The sequence below is a fragment of the Kaistia sp. 32K genome (assembly GCF_016629525.1).
In the GTDB taxonomy this organism is placed as follows: domain Bacteria; phylum Pseudomonadota; class Alphaproteobacteria; order Rhizobiales; family Kaistiaceae; genus Kaistia.
In genome coordinates, this window is the sequence record NZ_AP024269.1 from 1899800 (window position 1) to 1918060 (window position 18261).

19 protein-coding genes are annotated in these 18261 nt (G+C 66.7%); 13 read left to right on the top strand and 6 right to left on the bottom strand.

Translation table 11 applies throughout. From position 1 onward, the window contains the following. Positions 1-16 precede the first annotated feature (16 nt). From aroQ to aat, 4 genes are all read left to right on the top strand, one after another. Positions 17-454 carry a type II 3-dehydroquinate dehydratase gene (aroQ, locus tag K32_RS08495; protein ID WP_201403599.1) on the top strand — a complete coding sequence of 146 codons (438 nt, stop codon included), beginning with the start codon at positions 17-19 and terminating at the stop codon, positions 452-454. A gap of 34 nt (positions 455-488) precedes the next feature. Further along, the gene (gene accB / locus K32_RS08500) at positions 489-947 is read left to right on the top strand and encodes an acetyl-CoA carboxylase biotin carboxyl carrier protein (RefSeq protein WP_201403600.1); all 459 of its coding nucleotides are present in this window, start codon (positions 489-491) and stop codon (positions 945-947) included. 14 nt (positions 948-961) lie between these two features. Beyond that, a complete protein-coding gene (accC, locus tag K32_RS08505; protein WP_201404415.1) occupies positions 962-2305 on the top strand; it encodes an acetyl-CoA carboxylase biotin carboxylase subunit in 1344 nt (447 codons plus the stop codon). 162 nt (positions 2306-2467) lie between these two features. Beyond that, positions 2468-3145, top strand: coding sequence for a leucyl/phenylalanyl-tRNA--protein transferase (gene aat, locus K32_RS08510; RefSeq protein ID WP_201403601.1), 678 nt, complete (start codon positions 2468-2470; stop codon positions 3143-3145). Here the strand turns inward: aat and K32_RS08515 are convergent. Further along, a complete protein-coding gene (locus tag K32_RS08515; protein ID WP_201403602.1) occupies positions 3082-3504 on the bottom strand; it encodes a DUF2155 domain-containing protein in 423 nt (140 codons plus the stop codon). The genes aat and K32_RS08515 overlap by 64 nt on opposite strands. A 443-nt stretch (positions 3505-3947) precedes the next feature. Between K32_RS08515 and K32_RS08520 the strand changes: the two genes are divergently transcribed. Both K32_RS08520 and thiD read left to right on the top strand, forming a co-directional pair. Then, complete coding sequence (locus tag K32_RS08520; protein ID WP_201403603.1) at positions 3948-4889, top strand: DMT family transporter; 942 nt, start codon at positions 3948-3950, stop codon at positions 4887-4889. A 15-nt stretch (positions 4890-4904) separates the two neighbouring features. After that, positions 4905-5702 (top strand): bifunctional hydroxymethylpyrimidine kinase/phosphomethylpyrimidine kinase, encoded by a 798-nt coding sequence (thiD, locus tag K32_RS08525; protein WP_201403604.1) that lies wholly within the window; start codon positions 4905-4907, stop codon positions 5700-5702. A gap of 6 nt (positions 5703-5708) precedes the next feature. Here thiD and K32_RS08530 read toward each other — a convergent pair whose 3' ends face one another. Further along, complete coding sequence (locus K32_RS08530; protein WP_201403605.1) at positions 5709-6335, bottom strand: TetR/AcrR family transcriptional regulator; 627 nt, start codon at positions 6333-6335, stop codon at positions 5709-5711. A gap of 202 nt (positions 6336-6537) precedes the next feature. Between K32_RS08530 and K32_RS08535 the strand changes: the two genes are divergently transcribed. Next, on the top strand, positions 6538-7494 hold the full coding sequence (locus K32_RS08535) for a homocysteine S-methyltransferase family protein (protein ID WP_201403606.1): 957 nt from the start codon (positions 6538-6540) through the stop codon (positions 7492-7494). Positions 7495-7543: 49 nt separating this feature from the next. Here the strand turns inward: K32_RS08535 and K32_RS08540 are convergent, their stop codons facing one another. Both K32_RS08540 and K32_RS08545 read right to left on the bottom strand, forming a co-directional pair. Further along, positions 7544-8797 carry a mechanosensitive ion channel family protein gene (locus tag K32_RS08540; protein WP_371813031.1) on the bottom strand — a complete coding sequence of 418 codons (1254 nt, stop codon included), beginning with the start codon at positions 8795-8797 and terminating at the stop codon, positions 7544-7546. A 323-nt stretch (positions 8798-9120) separates the two neighbouring features. After that, the gene (locus K32_RS08545) at positions 9121-9969 is read right to left on the bottom strand and encodes a fumarylacetoacetate hydrolase family protein (protein WP_201403608.1); all 849 of its coding nucleotides are present in this window, start codon (positions 9967-9969) and stop codon (positions 9121-9123) included. 200 nt (positions 9970-10169) lie between these two features. Here K32_RS08545 and K32_RS08550 point away from each other — a divergent pair, with 200 nt between their 5' ends. The 5 genes from K32_RS08550 to K32_RS08570 all read left to right on the top strand — a co-directional run bounded on the left by K32_RS08550 (position 10170) and on the right by K32_RS08570 (position 14987). Further along, positions 10170-10763: a LysE family translocator gene (locus tag K32_RS08550; RefSeq protein WP_201403609.1), complete on the top strand. Its 594-nt coding sequence runs from the start codon at positions 10170-10172 to the stop codon at positions 10761-10763. Between the two features lie 76 nt (positions 10764-10839). After that, entirely contained in the window at positions 10840-11649 is an 810-nt protein-coding gene (locus K32_RS08555; RefSeq protein ID WP_211201076.1) for a UDP-2,3-diacylglucosamine diphosphatase, read from the top strand. After that, the gene (locus K32_RS08560; protein ID WP_201403610.1) at positions 11646-12680 is read left to right on the top strand and encodes a glycosyltransferase family 1 protein; all 1035 of its coding nucleotides are present in this window, start codon (positions 11646-11648) and stop codon (positions 12678-12680) included. Before K32_RS08555 ends, K32_RS08560 begins: the two co-directional genes overlap by 4 nt. A 39-nt stretch (positions 12681-12719) precedes the next feature. Continuing rightward, positions 12720-13691, top strand: a complete 972-nt coding sequence (locus tag K32_RS08565; protein WP_201403611.1) for a threonine/serine dehydratase — start codon at positions 12720-12722, stop codon at positions 13689-13691. A gap of 126 nt (positions 13692-13817) precedes the next feature. After that, entirely contained in the window at positions 13818-14987 is a 1170-nt protein-coding gene (locus K32_RS08570; RefSeq protein ID WP_201403612.1) for an MFS transporter, read from the top strand. On the opposite strand, the gene dgcA is transcribed toward K32_RS08570, so the two are convergent. Then, the gene (gene dgcA / locus K32_RS08575) at positions 14973-15956 is read right to left on the bottom strand and encodes an N-acetyl-D-Glu racemase DgcA (RefSeq protein ID WP_201403613.1); all 984 of its coding nucleotides are present in this window, start codon (positions 15954-15956) and stop codon (positions 14973-14975) included. The genes K32_RS08570 and dgcA overlap by 15 nt on opposite strands. Further along, positions 15953-16966, bottom strand: coding sequence for an N-acetyltransferase DgcN (gene dgcN, locus K32_RS08580; RefSeq protein ID WP_201403614.1), 1014 nt, complete (start codon positions 16964-16966; stop codon positions 15953-15955). Before dgcN ends, dgcA begins: the two co-directional genes overlap by 4 nt. Positions 16967-17116: 150 nt before the next feature. Here dgcN and K32_RS08585 point away from each other — a divergent pair, with 150 nt between their 5' ends. Then, positions 17117-18259: an ABC transporter permease gene (locus K32_RS08585; RefSeq protein WP_244669909.1), complete on the top strand. Its 1143-nt coding sequence runs from the start codon at positions 17117-17119 to the stop codon at positions 18257-18259. The last annotated feature ends 2 nt before the right edge of the window (positions 18260-18261 follow it).

Consider the following 18261-nt stretch of genomic DNA (forward strand, 5'->3'; position numbering starts at 1 on the left):
TCGGTAGAAATCATCGATGACAGTCGCAATCCTCGTTCTGAACGGCCCCAACCTCAACATGCTCGGCAAGCGCGAGCCTGGTGTCTACGGAGCCAAGACCCTGGGTGAAATCGAGGCTGAAACGAAGGCTGCGGGCGAGCGGCTTGGCATGGCGGTGGATTTCCGCCAGTCGAATCATGAGGGCGTCCTCGTCGATTGGATCCATGAGGCCCTCGGACGGTTCCGTGGCATCGTGATCAATCCCGGCGCCTACACCCACACCTCGATCGCCCTGCACGACGCGATCCGCGCCGTCGGCCTCCCCACGATCGAGCTGCATCTCTCTAACGTCTTCGCGCGCGAGGACTTCCGGCATCATTCCTATGTTTCCCCCGTCGCCGCCGGCGTGATCTGCGGTTTCGGAGCCGCTGGCTATGGCTTGGCGCTGCAGGCGCTGCAGCCGCTCGTCGACTGAGCGAGGGGAAACGGATCATGAAAGAACAAAGGGCATGACGAGCAAAAATTCGATCGACCAGGATCTCATCCGCCAGCTGGCCTTGCTGCTGACGGAGACGGACCTCACCGAGATTGAAGTCGAGCACGAGGATCTCCGGATCCGCGTGGCGCGCACGGTGACTGCGGCCCCGACCTATCAGGTCGCAGCGCCCGTAGCCCCGGTCGCCGCCGCGCCCGCGGCCGCCGCCGCGCCGGCCGAGGTCAATCTGGCGAGCCATCCGGGCATCGTGCCGTCACCGATGGTCGGCACCGCCTACCGTTCGCCGGAGCCGGGCGCCAAGACCTTCGTCGAGATCGGCGACACGGTTCGCGAGGGCCAGACCCTGCTGATCGTCGAAGCCATGAAGACCATGAACCAGATCCCGTCGCCGCGCTCCGGCGTCGTCAAGGCGATCATGGTCGAAGACGGCCAGCCGGTCGAATATGGCGAACCCCTGCTGATCATCGAATGAGCGTCGTGGTGCCGATGTTCAACAAGATCCTCATCGCCAATCGAGGCGAAATCGCCCTCCGCATCCTCCGCGCCTGCAAGGAGCTGGGGATTCAGACTGTCGCGGCGCACTCGACGGCCGACGCTGACGCGATGCATGTCCGCCTCGCCGATGAGAGCGTCTGCATCGGCCCGCCGCCCGCTCGCGATAGCTACCTCAACATCCCGTCGCTGCTCGCTGCCTGCGAGATCACCGGCGCCGACGCGATCCATCCCGGCTACGGCTTCCTGTCGGAAAATGCGCGCTTCGCGGAGATCCTCGAGGCGCACAACCTGACCTTCATCGGACCGAAGTCCGAGCACATCCGCATCATGGGCGACAAGATCGAGGCGAAGCGCACGGCGAAGCGCCTCGGCATTCCGGTCGTCCCCGGTTCGGACGGCGCGCTGAAGGACGAGGCCGACGCGATTCGCAACGGCGCCGCCATCGGATATCCGGTGCTGATCAAGGCATCGTCGGGCGGCGGCGGACGCGGCATGAAGGTCGCGCGCTCGGAGGCCGATGTCGTCATCGCCTTCCAGACCGCCCGTTCCGAGGCGAAGGCCGCCTTCGGCGACGACGCCGTCTACATGGAAAAGTACCTCGAGAAGCCCCGCCACATCGAGATCCAGGTTCTCGGTGACGGCAAGGGCTACGCCGTGCATCTCGGCGAGCGCGACTGCTCGCTGCAGCGCCGGCACCAGAAGGTCTGGGAAGAGGCGGGTTCGCCGGCCCTCAACGCCGACGAGCGCGACAAGATCGGCGCCATCTGCGCCAAGGCCGTGGCCGATCTCGGTTACTCCGGCGCCGGCACGATCGAGTTCCTGTACGAGAACGGCGAGTTCTACTTCATCGAGATGAACACCCGCCTGCAGGTGGAGCATCCGGTGACGGAGGCCGTCACGGGCATCGATCTCGTCAACGAGCAGATCCGTATCGCCGCCGGCAGCGGCCTGTCCTTCCGCCAGGAGGACGTGACGTTCGAGGGCCACGCCATCGAATGCCGCATCAATGCCGAGGATCCGCGGACCTTCGCGCCGTCGCCCGGCAAGATCACCTACTACCACCCGCCGGGTGGTCTCGGCGTCCGCGTCGATTCGGGCGTCTATCAGGGCTACAAGATCCCGCCCTACTACGACAGCCTGATCGGCAAGCTGATCGTGCACGGCCGCAATCGCGTCGAGTGCATGATGCGGCTGCGCCGCGCGCTGGACGAGTTCGTCGTCGACGGCGTGTCGACGACCATCCCGCTCTTCCGCCAGCTGGTGGACGATCAGGACATCGCCGACGGCCGCTACGACATCCACTGGCTGGAGAAGAAGCTGGCTGTGGACCGCTGAGCCGGCAGCGGCATTCGCCTTTCGAGAGCCTCGGGAACATGACAATGTGCCCGGGCTCTTCGGGGGAGGGGTGCACAATGCGCGGGATTCGTTTAGTCATGGGTACGGGAGCCGGTTTCGGCTCCGCGTGCTCGGCTTCCGGTCCCCGCGTCGCGTGATCCCATGGCCCGCCAGTCTGACCATCTGCCCGAAATCACGCCTCAAGTTCTCTTGAAGGCGTATGCGTGCGGCATCTTTCCGATGTCGGACTCGGCCGAGGATCCCGGCCTCTACTGGATCGAGCCCGAAAGCCGCGGCATCTTTCCGCTCGACGCGTTCCATGTTCCGCGCCGGCTCGCCCGCACCATGCGGCACCAGCCCTACGAGATCCGGATCGATTCGGACTTTGAAGGCGTGATCGCGGGCTGCGCCGGCAACGCCGCCTCGGTCTATCGCGACAAGACCTGGATCAACCAGCGCATCCGCGCCCTCTATCGCGAGCTGTTCGCGCTCGGCCATTGTCACACCGTCGAGGCGTGGCAGGACGGCAAGCTGGTCGGTGGGCTCTATGGCGTGCGGCTGCAGGGCGCCTTTTTCGGCGAGAGCATGTTCAGCCATGCGCGCGATGCTTCGAAGATCGCGCTCGTCTATCTCGTCGCCCGGCTGAAGGCCGGCGGATTCCGCCTGCTCGACGCCCAGTTCACCACCGAGCATCTGTCGCAGTTCGGCGCCATCGAGGTCGACCGCGACGAATATCACGCGCGGCTGGAAGGCGCTCTCGCGGGCGAGGGCGACTTCTACGGCTTGGACGGATGCGCCACGGTCGACGAGGTCTTGCAGTTGGCAAGCCAGACGTCATAGACGGCGTGGTCGACGGCGTGCAGGCCGGGGCTGTCGGCGAACATCCATCCCGTGAAGATACGGCGCACCTTGCGGTTCAGCGTGATCTCGTCGACCTCGACGAAGGCGTCCGTCTGCGGCTGCTCGGTCGCGGGGCGCGAATAGCAGGCCCGCGGCGTCACCTGCAGGGCGCCGAACTGCACCGTCTCGTCCATGTAGACGTCGAAGGTGATGATCCGGCCCGTGATCTTGTCGAGACCCGCGAACTCGGCGACCGGATTGGTGATCCGCTCCGCATGGGCGGACGTGCCGACGAGGAGGGAGGCCAGGGTTGCCGCGACAAGCGTCGGGCCGCAGCGTCGTGTGATGAAACGTGTCATGGGATTCCGATGATGACCTCTGCACCGCCGGTTGGGTGCTTAACACGCGATTCCGGCGGGGAAAAGGCGTTGCGCGCATGACGGGAGCGGTCGGTGACCACCTGTTGAGAGGTTTGGACCATTTTGCGCGTCCGCTTTGGCTCCAGGCGGTTGCACCCGGCGGCGAGCGGGTCCTATGATCCATGAAATGCGGCGCTTCGGCCCAATTTGCCGATCCGTTCCGCATCTTCTGCCGATGATCGATCGAGGAGGCGGCCCGTCCGGGCCGGATCGTCATGAACGAAGTGTCGTCCATTCGCGATTTCAGGCCTCGCCGGATCGGCTTTGTCCCAACCGATCGCGCTCGTCTGGCCCTGCGGGCCGGCTGAAAGCGAAGTCCGAAACCGGGCCGCATCCCCTGCGGCCCCCGAAGAAACGGACCGCCCCCCGGTCCGGTGGGTTCCATGGAAGCGCTTCAGAAGGGGCAGCCGCTTTTCGGTGTGCTGCTCAAGATCATCTCGACGATCGCCTTCACGGCGATGGCGACCCTGATCAAATATGTCTCGGACAGCTATCCGCCGGGTGAAATCGCGTTCTTCCGCTCCGCCTTCGCGCTGATCCCCGTGCTGATCTGGGTCGGCTGGTATGGCGGGCTTCCCTCCATCTTCATCACTCCGCGCATCGGCGGCCACGTCCTGCGCTCGATCGCCGGGGCGACGTCGATGTTCTTCGGCTTTTCGGCGCTGGCGCGGCTGCCGCTCTCCGACGCCACCGCGATCGGCTATGCCTCGCCGCTGCTGACGGTGGTCCTCGCCGCCGTCCTCCTGAAGGAGGCGATCCGCGTCTACCGGTGGACGGCGGTGGTGGTCGGCCTGATCGGCGTCCTCGTCATCCTGTCGGGCTATATCGGGCCCGAGCGCGGCCCGGACCGCAGCGCGCTCGGCGCGGTCTTTGCGATCCTCGCCGCCTTCTTCGGCGGGATCGCGGCAACGCAGACGCGCCGCCTGACCTGGGTCGAGCCGCCGGGGACGATCGTCATCTATTTCTCGATCTTCACGGCGCTCTTCATGCTGCTGACCGCGCCGTTCGGCTGGGCGATGCCGCGCTGGGAGCATGTGCCCTTCCTCGTCGGCTCCGGCATCTTCGGCGGCATCGGCCAGGTGCTTTTGACGCAGAGCTACCGCTATGGCGAGGCGTCGCTGATCGCGCCGTTCGAATATGTCTCGATGCTCTGGGCGATCATCGTCAGCTATTTGCTGTTTCATTCGACCCCGAGCGCCACCATGCTCGTCGGCTCGGCGATCGTCGTTGCATCGGGGATGTTCGTGATCTATCGCGAGCATCGTCTCGGCATCAAGCGTAGCCGGGAGCGCGCGTCGAAGACCCCGGCGGGGCCGGGGGCCTGAGGAAGGATACCAGGGATGACAGCCATCGCCGTTACCATCGCCGGCTCGGATTCGGGCGGCGGCGCCGGCATTCAGGCCGATCTGAAGACTTTCTCGGCGCTCGGCGTCTATGGCGCCTCGGTGATCGCGGCGCTGACGGCGCAGAACACGCTGGGCGTCACGGGGATCCACGACGTGCCGGCCGATTTCGTCACCGCCCAGATCGACGCCGTCTTCTCCGATCTCGACGTCGGCGCGGTCAAGATCGGCATGCTTTCCCAGCCCGACGTCATCCGCGCCGTCGCGGCCGGGCTCGATCGCTTCGACCAGAAGAACGTCGTGCTCGATCCGGTCATGGTGGCGACCAGCGGCGACATGCTGCTGCGCGACGAATCGGTTGCGGTGCTGATCGCCGACCTCCTGCCGCGCTCGGCGCTCGTCACGCCGAACCTGCGGGAGGCAGCGCGCCTGCTCGAGACCGACGTCGCGACCGACGGGGCCGGCATGGAGGCGCAGGCCGAGGCGATCCTGCGCCTCGGCGCCCGTGCCGTCCTGATCAAGGGCGGCCATGGCACCGGTCCGGAAAGCGACGATCTCCTGATGTCGGCCGCAGGCAAACGCTGGTTCAGCGCGCCGCGCATCGACACGCTCAATACGCATGGCACGGGCTGCACGCTGTCCTCCGCGATCGCGGCGGGTCTCGCGCGCGGCCTGGCGCTCGAACCGGCGATCGAGGAAGCCAAGCGCTACATCACGGACGCGATCGTCGCGTCGGACCGGCTGCAGATCGGCCGTGGCCATGGGCCGGTGCACCACTTCCACAAGTGGTGGTGACGGCGTTCAATTGCCGAGGAAGATCGCCCGGATGAAGTCACGGTAGAGCAGGATCTGCCGCGGCAGGATCGTCGCATCCCGCAGCGCGCGACCCAGGATCAGGCCGCCCTCGACCAGAGTCGAGATCATGTCGGCGAGGGCATCGATGTCGACATCGTGGCGGGGCGGATAGCGGGCCGCGATCAGCTGCAGCCGCTCGCCGAAGCGGCTGCGCCACGCCAGCATGCCGGCGGCGTTCAGGTCACGGATCTCGCGGTCGAACAACTGGTCCTGGTAGCAATAGGACGCGGCGATGCAGCCCGGATGTTGCTCGGGCAGGTCGGCCAGCATTTCGGCGAACAGTTTCAGGCCGACGAGAAAGCCGTGCAACGGGTCGTCGTGCAGGTCGTCGCCGCGCTGGAAGATGGCCTCCAGCACGGCGCGATCCTGCTCGAGATAGCGGAGCAGCAGCGCCCGGGCGAGCTCGTTCTTGTCGCGGAAATGATAGAAGAAGCCGCTCTTGGTAATGCCGACGCCGGCGATCAGCTCGTCGATGGACGTCGCCGAGAAGCCCTTGGCGAGCACCCGCTGCTCGGCGAGGCTGAGCAGCCTTTCGCGCGTATCCGTCCGAGGCTGGGGCGCGGGGTTCGACATGCCGTAACTTTACCATAGGTCAAGTTCGGCTTCCTCCGATCTGTCATTCGTTGAATCGACATCAGAGGAGTGATGCCTATCCGTTTGACAGATAAGCAGTTCGTGTAATTCGTCCTGACTGGACCACGCGCTTTCTAGTCGCGGAACAGGAGCGGGATAGAGTCCGTCGCCATCCGAAGCTCCAAGGAGGAGGATGGACGACATGGCCCGCTACAGAAACGCCCTGCCGCAACTGACGGATCGCCTGTTCACCACCGATGGCGGTCTGGAGACGACGCTGATCTTCCATGACGGGATCGAGCTGCCGGCTTTCGCCGCCTTCGATCTGTTCTCGCGTCCCGGCGGGCGCGAGCGCCTGCGCGCCTATTATGACAGCTACGCCGCGCTCGCCCATGCGCGCCGGCTCGGCTTCATTCTGGAAAGCCCGACATGGCGGGCCAACTGCGATTGGGGGGCGCAGATCGGCTACGACGCCGATGCGCTCGCCGCCAGCAACCGCGCCGCCATCGACCTGATGCGCGAACTGCGCGATCGCTATGACAGCCCCGAAACGCCGATGGTCATCAGCGGCGATATCGGCCCAAGGGGCGACGGCTACCAGATCGAGCGGAAGATGAGCGTGGCCGAGGCGGCCGACTATCACGGCGAGCAGATCCGCACGTTCGCCGCGACCGAGGCGGATTTCGTCAGCGCGATGACGATCAACTATGTCGAGGAGGCGATCGGGCTGGTTCGCGCCGCTGCGGATGCGCAGATGCCGATCGTCCTCTCCTTCACGGTCGAGACGGACGGAAGACTACCGAGCGGGCAGGAACTCCGCGACGCGATCCAGACCGTCGATGGGACGGCCGTTGTCGCGCCGGTCTACTACATGATCAATTGCGCCCATCCGACCCATTTCGAGCACCTGTTCGGGGCAGGCGAGGGCTGGACGCGGCGCATCAAGGGACTGCGGGCCAATGCGTCGCGGCGCAGCCATGCCGAACTCGACAATGCCCCCAACCTCGACGACGGCGACCCAGCCGAACTCGGTCGCCAGTTCGCAGCACTCCGGCGCGCATGCCCCGGTCTGAACGTGGTTGGCGGCTGCTGCGGCACCGATTTCCGCCACGTGCAGGCGATCTGTTTCGCCTGCCAGTCGGTCGACCTGGCGGCGTGACCGCGTTGGGGCGGCCGATCCTCGGGGACCGGCCGCCGCCTGAGAAGCGTCAGGCGTCCGCCGCCGCCAGGGCGCGTGGGCTTCGCCGCAGACCCGGCGCCAGCGCCTTGAGATCCTGGCCGCTCGGGTTCTGGAACACGCGGAGGTCGAATTCCGGCAGGATCGCGTAGAGGTGGTCGAAGATGTCGGACTGGATGCCTTCGTAGCGCGCCCAGACGATCGTGTTGGTGAAGGCGTAGATCTCGATCGGCAGGCCGTCCGGACCCGGCGGCATCTGCCGGACCAGGATCGTCATGTCCTGGCGCAGGTCGGGATGGTTCCTGAGGTAGCCTTCCACATAGGCGCGGAAGGTGCCGATATTGGTGGAACGCCGGCGGTTGGCGGCGAACTTGGCGCGATCGCCGAGCTTGCCGTTCCAGTCGTCTATCTCGGCGCGCTTGCGCGCCAGATAGGTCTCGAGATGGCCGAACAGGGTGAGCTTGTCGAAGTCCGCTTCGGTCAGGAAGCGGATGCTGTTCTGGTCGAGATAGAGCGAGCGCTTGATCCGCCTTCCGCCCGTTTCCTGCATACCGCGCCAGTTCTTGAACGGTTCTGTGACCAGCTTGCGGATAGGGACGGTGGTGATCGTCTTGTCGAAGTTCTGCACCTTGACCGTATGCAGCGCGATCTCGATCACGTCGCCATCGGCGTTCTGGCCCGGCATCTCGATCCAGTCGCCGACGCGCACCATGTCGGTCGACGAGATCTGGATGCCGGCGACGAGCGACAGCAGCGTATCCTGGAAGACGAGGATCAGGACGGCGGCCATGGCGCCGAGACCGGAGAGCAGGATGACCGGCGACCGGTCGATCAGCGTCGCGATGATCAGGAGCGCCGCGATCACATAGACCGCGATCTTCACCACCTGGATATAGCCCTTGATCGGCTTCAGCCGGGCCGAGGGGCGGCGATGATAGGTGGTGTCGACGATGTTGAGCGCCGCGCTCACCGTCATCGCCAGCGACAGGATGATGAAGGCGTTGGCGACGTTCTTGATCACCGTCAGCGCGAATTGCGGCAGGCCGGGAACGAGGTCGATGCCGGCCGAGATCACCAGCGCCGGCATCAAATTGGCGAGGCGCTCGATGACGCCGTGGCTGCGCAGTTCCTCGTCGCGGCCATAGGCCGTCATGCCGAGGGCCCGGTGCACCAGCTTGAGCAGCAGCGCCTTGACGACATAGTTCGCGAACAGGGCGGCGATGACGAGGGCTGTCAGGGTGAGCAGGGCGTTGATCCAGTGATGCTCGGTCAGGATCTTCTCGATGCTTTCCACCGGCTCTCCTTCAGGAATTGGCAAGCGCCGTCCGCGTGGTCCCGTCCGGCATTCCCGGGTCGACGGGCGCTTGGTTGAAAGGGCATCCCGCGCGAGCGCGCCTGGGTCCCGAACCGCGTGGCGGCAGGCGGGATGGATGCGGGCGAGGGACGGGACACCGAAAATGCGCCCGGGGCCCGAGTCAGGCCTTCAGGGTGACGGGGAGGGCCACGCCCGTCAATGCGGGCCCGTAGAAGTAGACGCAGAAACGAAAAGAGCGGCCGACGCATGGCGCCGGCCGCTCTTCAATTCGTCAGGCTGTCAGCCGAAGGGGATCAGCCCTTGTAGGCGACGAATTCCTGCTCCTGGTCGCCCAGGCCCTGGATGCCGAGGCGAACCTTGTCGCCGGCCTTCAGGTAGCGCGGCGGCTTCATGCCCATGCCGACGCCCGGCGGGGTGCCCGTCGTGATGACGTCGCCCGGATCGAGCTGCAGGAACTGGCTGATGTAGCTGACCAGGTGCGCAACGCCGAAGATCATCGTCTTGGTGTTGCCGGTCTGGGCGCGCTCGCCATTGACGTCGAGATAGAGGTCGAGGTTCTGGATGTCCGCGATCTCGTCCGGGGTGACGAGCCAGGGGCCGAGCGGACCGAAGGTCGGCGAGCCCTTGCCCTTCATCCACTGGCCGCCGCGCTCCGTCTGGAAGGCGCGCTCGGAAACGTCATGGCAGACGGCGTAGCCAGCCACGTAGTTGATCGCGTCGGCTTCCGACACGTAGCTCGCGGTCTTGCCGATGACGATCGCCAGCTCGACTTCCCAGTCGGTCTTTTCCGAACCCTTGGGAATCGTGACATTGTCGTTCGGGCCGACGATGCAGTTCGGGGCCTTGTTGAACAGGATCGGCTCGGCCGGGATCGGCATGTTCGTTTCATGCGCGTGGTCGACATAGTTCAGACCGACGGCGATGAAGTTGCGCGTTCCGTTGACGACGGGGCCGAGGCGCGTGCCGGCGGGCACGACCGGCAGCGAAGCCGGGTCGACCTTGGCGACCGCGTCGATCGCGCCGTTCTTGAGCGTCTCCGGGGTGATGTCGGAAATGACGCCCGACAGGTCGCGAATCGTGCCGTCCTTGGCGAGAAGGCCGGGCTTCTCCGAGCCAGGGGCACCGAAGCGTAGGAGTTTCATTGATATTTCTCCGTGTTGGCGGCCGGGATCATGGTCGAGGGGGCGCTGGCTTGCAAGCCCAGATGTCTGATGACTGGAGCAATGCAGCTTGGCCCACAGAGAACAGCTGAGCCGCCATCTGTTCCAGAGATAAATGTCAGCAATATTGACCTATTAGGAAGGCCGTGCCACCGTGTCCCGGGCATTGGCGGAGGGCTGTCATGGACCAGGTTCTGGCAATTCTGGGCTTCGCCCTGGTGACCGCGTTCACGCCCGGTCCGAACAACACGATGCTGATGATCTCCGGCGCCAACTGGGGCGTCGTTCCCAGCGTGCCGCATATCCTCGGCATCACGGTCGGCTTCCCGGTCATGGTGTTCGCCGTCGGTATGGGCCTCGGCGGCGTGTTCGAGGCCTATCCGCTCCTGCACGAGATCCTGAAATACGTCTCGTTCCTGTATCTGCTCTATCTCGCCTGGAAGCTGGCGCGCTCCGGCCGGCATGATACGGAAGGCGCGCGCGAGGGCAGGCCGATGAGCTTCCTCGCCGCGGCCCTGTTCCAGTGGGTCAATCCCAAGGCCTGGATCATGGCAATCAGCGCCATGGCGCTCTACGTCCCGCAGGGCGGGACGATCCTGCCGGCCGTCCTGCTGCTGACCGCCATTTTCGCGCTGACCTCGCTGCCGTCCTCGGCGACCTGGTGCCTGTTCGGAACCGCGATTGCCCGTTTTCTGGACAGCGATCGTCGCGTGGCAATTTTCAATGCAGTGATGGCGGTGCTTCTCGTCCTCTCCATGGTGCCGACCCTGTTCTGAGCGACTGTCACAAATCTGTGGTTCGTGTCGGCTAAGCAATCGACAACGGTCTCCTGGACGAGGACGAATCAAGATCATGTCGAGCGGTGTCGCGCCCCGTCACTTGCGCACGCTTTTCCTGTCGGACATTCATCTCGGTACTCGAGGTAGTCAGGCGGAACTGTTGCTCAACTTCCTCAGATGGCATGACGCCGAGACGATCTATCTTGTCGGCGACATCATCGATGGCTGGCGTCTGAAGAAGGGCTGGTATTGGCCGCAGGCGCACAACGACATCGTGCAGAAGCTGCTGCGGAAGGCGCGCAAGGGCGCGCGGCTTGTCTATGTTCCGGGCAATCACGACGAATTCCTGCGCGATTATCTGGGCACGCATCTCGGCGGCGTCGAACTCGTCGATCGCGCCATCCATGAGACGGCGGACGGCAAGCGCCTGCTGGTGATCCATGGCGACCAGTTCGACGTCGTGGTCCGCCACGCCAAGTGGCTCGCCTTCCTCGGCGACCATGCCTACAACCTCGCCCTCGCGCTCAACACGGTGGTCGGCAAGGTTCGCCGCAAGCTCGGTTTCGAATACTGGTCGCTCTCCGCCTGGGCCAAGCTCAAGGTCAAGAACGCCGTCTCCTTCATCGGTGCCTTCGAGCAGGCGCTAGTGACCGAGGCGCGGCGGGTCGGCGCGGACGGCGTCGTCTGCGGCCATATCCACCACGCCACCATCCGCGACGATCTCGGCATCCGCTACATCAACACCGGCGACTGGGTCGAAAGCTGCACGGCGATCGTCGAGCATCATGACGGTCGGATCGAGATGATCCGCTGGGCAGACGTCGCCCCCCTCTATGCCGTGGCGCAGGAAGAAGAGCCGGAGATCGACAAGGTCGCCGCATGAGCCGGATCCTGATCGCGAGCGACGCCTGGCATCCGCAGATCAACGGTGTCGTGCGGACGCTGGAGCGGTTGTCCCGGCACCTGCCGGAATTCGGCGCCACACCGGTCCTTCTGACCCCGGAAGGCTATCGCACCGTTCCGTGCCCGACCTATCCGGAGATCCGCCTGACGATCGCTGCGCCCGGCGCGATCGGCCGGCGGCTCGACGCGGCGATGCCCGATCATGTCCACATCGCCACCGAAGGGCCGATCGGCTATGCTGTCCGCCGCTGGTGCCGCAAGCGGAAGCGCATCTTCACGACGAGCTACCACACCCGCTTTCCGGAATATCTCGCAGCCCGCCTGCCGGTGCCGGTCGATTGGACCTATGCGGTGCTGCGGCAGTTTCACAATGCCGGCGCCGGCTGCATGGTCGCCACGCCGTCGCTGGAGGCCGAGCTCGCGGAGCGCGGATTCCGCCATCTGATGCGCTGGTCGCGCGGCGTCGACGCCGACCTGTTCCGGCCGGATCGCCGCTCGGACGTCCTCGCGCATCTGCCGCGGCCGATCCATCTCTATGTCGGGCGGGTGGCGGTCGAAAAGAACATCGGCGCCTTCCTCGATCTGGACCTGCCGGGCAGCAAGGTCGTCGTCGGCGACGGCCCGGCGCTGGAGACGCTGCGCCGCGCCCATCCGGAAGTGTCGTTCCTGGGGGCGAAGGTCGGCGATGCGCTCGCCGATATCTACGCCGCGTCCGATTGCTTCGTCTTCCCGAGCCGCACCGACACGTTCGGCGTCGTCATGCTGGAAGCGCTCGCCTCGGGGCTGCCGGTGGCGGCGTTTCCCGTGGCGGGGCCGCGCGACGTGGTGGGCGGGACGGGCGCTGGCGTCCTTGACGAGGATCTGCGCAAGGCCGTGCTGGCGGCGCTTTCGATCCCGCGCGATCACTGCCGCACCGTCGCGCTCCGCCATTCGTGGCAGGCGGCGGCGCGACAGTTCCTCGACAATGTCATCGCGGCGCAAAAAAGCTGCGCCGGAAGCGCTTTCGTGTAAATCTGCGGTCCTGTCACCCTCGCGTCACCGGACAGCGTCATGACCCCCACGATCGAAGACGTCCGCCAGGCGGCCCTGCGTATCGCCGCCGAGGCCATTCGCACGCCGCTGCTCGCGAGCGCCGCGCTCGACGAGATCACCGGCGGGCGCGTCTACCTGAAATGCGAGAACCTGCAGCGCACCGGCTCGTTCAAGTTTCGTGGCGCCTATAACGCCATCGCCTCGCTGAGCGAGGAGGAGCGGGCGCACGGGATCGTCGCTTCATCGTCCGGAAATCACGCGCAGGGGATCGCCGAGGCGGCGCGCCTGTTCGGCGTCACGGCGACCATCGTCATGCCCGGCGACGCCCCGGCCGCGAAGCGCGAGGGCACGATGCGGCGCGGCGCCAGCATCGTCGCCTATGACCGGGCCAGCGACGACCGCGACGCCATCACCGCTTCGATCGTCTCCGAGACCGGAGCCGAGCTCGTCCACGCCTACAATGACCGCCGCGTCATCGCCGGGCAGGGGACGATCGGCCTGGAGATCGCCGACGAGCTCGCGGCGCGCGGCGAGCATGCGGATATCGTGATCACGCCCTGCGGCGGCGGCGGCCTGTCGGCCGGCATCGGCGTCGTGATGTCGGCGGAGAGCCCGGAGACGCAGGTCTACCTCGCCGAGCCGGAAGGTTTTGACGACTATCGCCGTTCGCTGGCGTCGGGCTCGATCACCCGCAATGCGCGGACCGGCGGCTCGATCTGCGACGCGCTGCTGGCGCCGCAGCCCGGCGCGCTGGGCTTCGCCATCAATCGCGAGACGGGCGCGCGCGGCGTCGCCGTTTCGGACGCCGAGGCGCTCGCCGCCGTCGCCTATGCCTTCCGCACGCTGAAGCTGGTCGTCGAGCCGGGTGGCGCGGCAGCGCTCGCCGGTCTCCTCACCGGTCGCGTCGACGCGCGCGGCAAGACGGTCGTCATCGTGCTGTCCGGCGGCAATATTGATCCGGATATCCTGGAGCGGGCGCTCGCGGCCTGAACGCCGCCACTCCCGCTTCGTCCCCGACATCGCTATCCTGCGAGCGCGCACCCCGGTTCCCCGCCGGTGAGTCGCGCATGTCCCGCCGCGAGTTCTCGCCGGCATTTTCAGATCGGCACGTTATCCATGGTCGCCGCGCCGCGCCACTTCGGCCTTCGCATCTCGTTGTTCTATATCGGGTTCTTCGTCGTCGGAGGCCTGATGACGCCGTTCTTCCCGGTCTGGCTCAAGCTTCGCGGCCTGACCCCGGAGGAGATCGGCGCCTGTCTGGCCTTTCCGCTGGCGGCGAGGCTGCTTTTCATGCCGGTGGGCAGCGCCTTCGCCGACCGGGCGCCGAACCGGCGCTTCGCGGTCGTCGTCTTCACCCTGTTCGGCCTGCTGTTCTTCCTGCCCGCCACGCTGGTCACCGGCTATTGGCCGATTCTCCTGCTGACCGGCATCGCGACCGCGATGCTCGGCCTGAGCATGCCGGCGATCGATGCGCTGGCGCTCACCGGCGTCCGCCGCTTCGGGCTCGACTATGGCAACATGCGTGTCTGGGGCTCGATCAGCTTCATCGCCATCAGCCTCGTTGGCGGCGTGGTGTTCGGCCATCTGGGCCCGGCGTCGCTCTCGCCCATGCTGATCGGCGCCTATGTGATCGCGGCGGTGACCGCCTTCCTGCTGCCGGTCACCCCGCCCGAGATCCGCGCCGCCGACGACGCGGCGAAGCCCGAGGCGGTCTCGGCCCGCGCCATCCTGATGAGCCGCGAGTTCGTCGTCGTCATTGCCTCGTTTTCGCTGATCACGGCGAGCCACGCCGTCTTCTATTCCTTTGGCACCATCTACTGGGAGCAGCTCGGCTTCAGCGGCAGCGAGATCGGGTTGCTTTGGGCTGCCGGCGTCGTCGCCGAGATCGGCATGTTCGCCGTGTCGGGCAAGGCGCTGCGCCGCCTGCAGCCCGAGCGGCTGATCATGCTCGGCGCCGTCGCCGCCATCGTCCGCTGGGGCCTGTTTCCGTTCGCGACCGACCTGGTCTTCTCGCTGGCGCTGCAATTGCTGCACGCCCTGACCTTCGCGGCCGTCTATGCGGGCATGCAGCTCGCCATCGCCCGGCAGGTGCCGGACGCGATGATGGCCTCCGCCCAGGGCATTTCGCAGACGGCCTCGGGCCTGGCGCTCGCCGCGACGACGCTGCTGTCGGGTCCGCTCTACGGCCACCTTGGCGCGGCGGCCTTCCCGACCATGATGATCGGCGGCGTGCTGGCGATCCTTGTCCTGCTGGTGCCGAGGAAGCCCCGCTCAGCCCCAGAGTGATGGCGATGGCGGGCTGACCAGGCTGCCGTCATAGACGAGGCCGGGCGTCCGGTCGCGCGCCAGCAGGAGCGGGCCGTCGAGATCGACGAAATCGACGTCCTGCGCCAGCAACACGGCCGGCGCCATCGCCAGCGACGTGCCGACCATGCAGCCGACCATGATCGCGAAATCGTGGGCGCGCGCCGCCTGTTTCAGGCGCAGCGCCTCGGTCAGGCCGCCCGTCTTGTCGAGCTTGATGTTGATCGCGTCGTAGCGGTCGACCAGCTGCTCGAGGTCGCCGGCGACATGCAGGCTTTCGTCCGCGCAGACCGGCACGGGCCGATCGGCATGGCGGAGCAAATCGTCCGCCCCCGCCGGCAGCGGTTGCTCGATCAGTTCGACGCGTGCCTCAACGCAGGCGCGCATGTTGGCGTCGAAATCGGCGGCCGACCAGGCTTCGTTGGCATCGACGATGATCCGGCTCGCCGGCGCGCCCCGCCGGACGGCGGCGATGCGGTCGCCATCGCCGGCGCCGCCCAGCTTCACCTTCAGGAGCGGCCGATGCGCCGCATTCCTCGCCGCGTCCTCCATGCTTTCCGGCGTGCCGAGGCTGAGCGTATAGGCGGTCAGCAGGGCCAGCGGCGAGGAAAGCCCCAGTTGCTCGGCGACGGAGACGCCGCTCGCCTTGGCTTCCAGGTCCCAGAACGCGCAATCGAGCGCGTTGCGCGCCGCGCCGGGCGGCAGGGCGTCCTGCAGCGCCGCGCGGTCGGAGAGGCCGCCGGGCCGCCGCGCCGCTGCCTCGATCGCCGCGACCACGCCCTCGACCGTCTCGCCATAGCGCGCATAGGGCACGCATTCGCCACGGCCCGTGGCGTCGCCGTCCCGGATCGTGACGGTAACGACGGTCGCCTCGGTGCGGGAGCCGCGGGAAATGACGAAGCTGCCGGCGATGGGCCAGCGCTCGGTGTCGACGGAAACAGTAGAGGTCATGAGGGAGGGAAGTCCTGCAGGATGCGGTCGACGATCGGTCCGACGCCGGTGCGGATCGGATCGACGGCGGGAATATCATGCGCGGCGGCCGCTTCGTCCAGCGCGGCCTGCGCCGCCTCGTCGTCGAGGGCCTGCGTATTGATGGCGATGCCGACGCAGCGAATGGCGGGATTGGTCAATCGTCCGCAGACGCGGGTCAGGTCGATCACCTGCTGGATCGTCGGCAAGGGGTGGCGGACCCCGCGCATCGTCGTGCGCGTCGGCTCGTGGCAGACGACGAAGGCGTCCGGCTGCGCGCCGTGCAGCAGGCCGAGCGACACGCCGGCGAAGGAGGGATGATAGAGCGAGCCCTGGCCCTCGATCAGGTCCCAATGGCCGGGCGCCGCATCGGGCGACAGCCATTCGACGGCGCCGGAGATGAAGTCGGCGACCACCGCGTCGATGGCGACGCCGCGACCGGAGATGAACACGCCCGTCTGCCCCGTCGCTCGGAAGTCGGCATCGAGGCCGGCGGCGCGCATCTGCCGCTCCAGCGCCAGCGCCGTGTATTTCTTGCCGACCGAGCAGTCCGTTCCTACCGTGAGCAGGCGCAGGCCCGAGCGCTTGGTTCCCTTGCCGGTGTCGAAACGCTGCGACGCGTGCCGCACATCATACAGGCGGCGCCCCCAGCGGGCGGCGGCCGCGCGGATGGAAGGGTTGTCGCCGAGACGCGCGTGCAGCCCGGAGGCGACGTCGAGCCCGGCATCCAGCGCCGCGACGATGGTTTCGACCCAGTGATCGGGAAGAACGCCGCCGGCGTTGACCGCGCCGACGATCATCGTCCTGGCGCCGGCGGCTCGCGCTTCGGCGATCGTCATGTCGGGAATGCCGGCATCGGCGCGACAACCGGCGAATCGCAACTGCCCGACGCACCATTCCGGTCGCCAGTCGACGATTCCGAGCGCGGTCTTGGCGGCGAGGGCATCTGGAACGTCACCCAAAAACAACAGGTAGGGTGTTGCGATCTCCATCACGACTTCCTTTCCCGCCAAAGGCTTGCCCGCAGTTCCGTGCTTGTGCGATCACCTAATCGGAGATGGGAGCTTAGGAGGCGCCCCGCGGTGCCACAAGTGCCGCTCGCCCCTTCCGCCCCTCGGTCAGGCGTCGAACGCGGAGCAGTCGTGGCGACGGCAGCAGCAACAGCAGCGCAACTCGAATTCTCGGACCAGAACGGGCAGGCGCGCCTGCGCGCCCTCGGTCCCTGGACCGTGCGCAGCGTTGGCGGGCTGGAAGCCTCGATCGACGACGCGATTGCCAAGATTTCCGGCGCGACGGTGATCGACCTGTCAGGCGTCGAGCATATCGATACGGCCGGGGCCTGGCTCATCACCCGGCTCGAGCGTGGCCTGCGCGCCAAGCAGAGCGAGGTTTCCGTCGAAGGCGCCTCCGAAAACGCCAAGCGGCTGCTCGAGGCGCTCGATCCGGCCGAGCGCGAGGTGCCGCCGTCGCCGGCGCCCATCGGCGCGGCGCTGGAACTGGTCGAGGCCGTCGGCCGGACCATGTACCTGTCGTGGCAGGACCTGATCGCCGGCTTGAGCCTGCTCGGCGGCGTGACGCGCGGCTTCGTCAGGGCGGTGCTGGACCCGAGGCGCTTCCGCGTCACCTCGATCGTCTATCACATCGACAGGACCGGTTTTCGCGCCGTCCCGATCATCACGCTGATGTCGCTGCTGATCGGCGCGATCATTTCGCAGCAGAGCGCCTTCCAGCTGCGCGCGTTCGGCGCGGAGATCTTCTCCGTCGATCTCGTCGGCATTCTCGTCCTGCGCGAGATCGGCGTCTTGCTGACCGCGATCATGATCGCCGGCCGCTCCGGCAGCGCCATCACGGCCGAAATCGGCTCGATGAAGATGCGCGAGGAGATCGATGCGCTGAGCGTCATCGGCGTCGACCCGGTCGAAGTGCTGATCATGCCGCGCATCATCGGGCTGATCATTGCCTTGCCGATGCTGGTGTTCCTGGCGGATATCGCCGCGCTTGTCGGCGCGGGGCTCGTCAGCTGGGTCTATATCGGCCTGCCGCCCGAGGCCTTCATCGACCGGGTGCGCGACGCCGTGGCGCTCAACACGCTCTTCGTCGGCCTGATCAAGGCGCCGTTCATGGCGCTGATCATCGGCATCATCGCAGCCTCCGAAGGCCTGGCCGTGCGCGGCAGCGCTGCCTCGCTCGGCCAGCACACGACGGCGGCCGTGGTGAAGGCGATCTTCATGGTGATCGTCGTCGACGGCCTCTTCGCCCTCTACTTCGCCGCGGTGAACTACTGATC

Excerpts from the sequence above, each read along its gene's own strand:
- accC (WP_201404415.1), top strand. The coding sequence starts at position 962 with ATGTTCAACAAGATCCTCATCGCCAATCGAGGCGAAATCGCCCTCCGC.
- thiD (WP_201403604.1), top strand. The coding sequence starts at position 4,905 with ATGACAGCCATCGCCGTTACCATCGCCGGCTCGGATTCGGGCGGCGGC.
- K32_RS08555 (WP_211201076.1), top strand. The coding sequence starts at position 10,840 with ATGTCGAGCGGTGTCGCGCCCCGTCACTTGCGCACGCTTTTCCTGTCG.
- dgcA (WP_201403613.1), bottom strand. The coding sequence starts at position 15,956 with ATGACCTCTACTGTTTCCGTCGACACCGAGCGCTGGCCCATCGCCGGC.
- aat (WP_201403601.1), top strand. The coding sequence starts at position 2,468 with ATGGCCCGCCAGTCTGACCATCTGCCCGAAATCACGCCTCAAGTTCTC.
- K32_RS08530 (WP_201403605.1), bottom strand. The coding sequence starts at position 6,335 with ATGTCGAACCCCGCGCCCCAGCCTCGGACGGATACGCGCGAAAGGCTG.
- K32_RS08520 (WP_201403603.1), top strand. The coding sequence starts at position 3,948 with ATGGAAGCGCTTCAGAAGGGGCAGCCGCTTTTCGGTGTGCTGCTCAAG.
- accB (WP_201403600.1), top strand. The coding sequence starts at position 489 with ATGACGAGCAAAAATTCGATCGACCAGGATCTCATCCGCCAGCTGGCC.
- K32_RS08565 (WP_201403611.1), top strand. The coding sequence starts at position 12,720 with ATGACCCCCACGATCGAAGACGTCCGCCAGGCGGCCCTGCGTATCGCC.
- K32_RS08535 (WP_201403606.1), top strand. The coding sequence starts at position 6,538 with ATGGCCCGCTACAGAAACGCCCTGCCGCAACTGACGGATCGCCTGTTC.
- dgcN (WP_201403614.1), bottom strand. The coding sequence starts at position 16,966 with ATGGAGATCGCAACACCCTACCTGTTGTTTTTGGGTGACGTTCCAGAT.
- K32_RS08545 (WP_201403608.1), bottom strand. The coding sequence starts at position 9,969 with ATGAAACTCCTACGCTTCGGTGCCCCTGGCTCGGAGAAGCCCGGCCTT.
- K32_RS08560 (WP_201403610.1), top strand. The coding sequence starts at position 11,646 with ATGAGCCGGATCCTGATCGCGAGCGACGCCTGGCATCCGCAGATCAAC.
- K32_RS08550 (WP_201403609.1), top strand. The coding sequence starts at position 10,170 with ATGGACCAGGTTCTGGCAATTCTGGGCTTCGCCCTGGTGACCGCGTTC.
- aroQ (WP_201403599.1), top strand. The coding sequence starts at position 17 with ATGACAGTCGCAATCCTCGTTCTGAACGGCCCCAACCTCAACATGCTC.
- K32_RS08570 (WP_201403612.1), top strand. The coding sequence starts at position 13,818 with ATGGTCGCCGCGCCGCGCCACTTCGGCCTTCGCATCTCGTTGTTCTAT.
- K32_RS08515 (WP_201403602.1), bottom strand. The coding sequence starts at position 3,504 with ATGACACGTTTCATCACACGACGCTGCGGCCCGACGCTTGTCGCGGCA.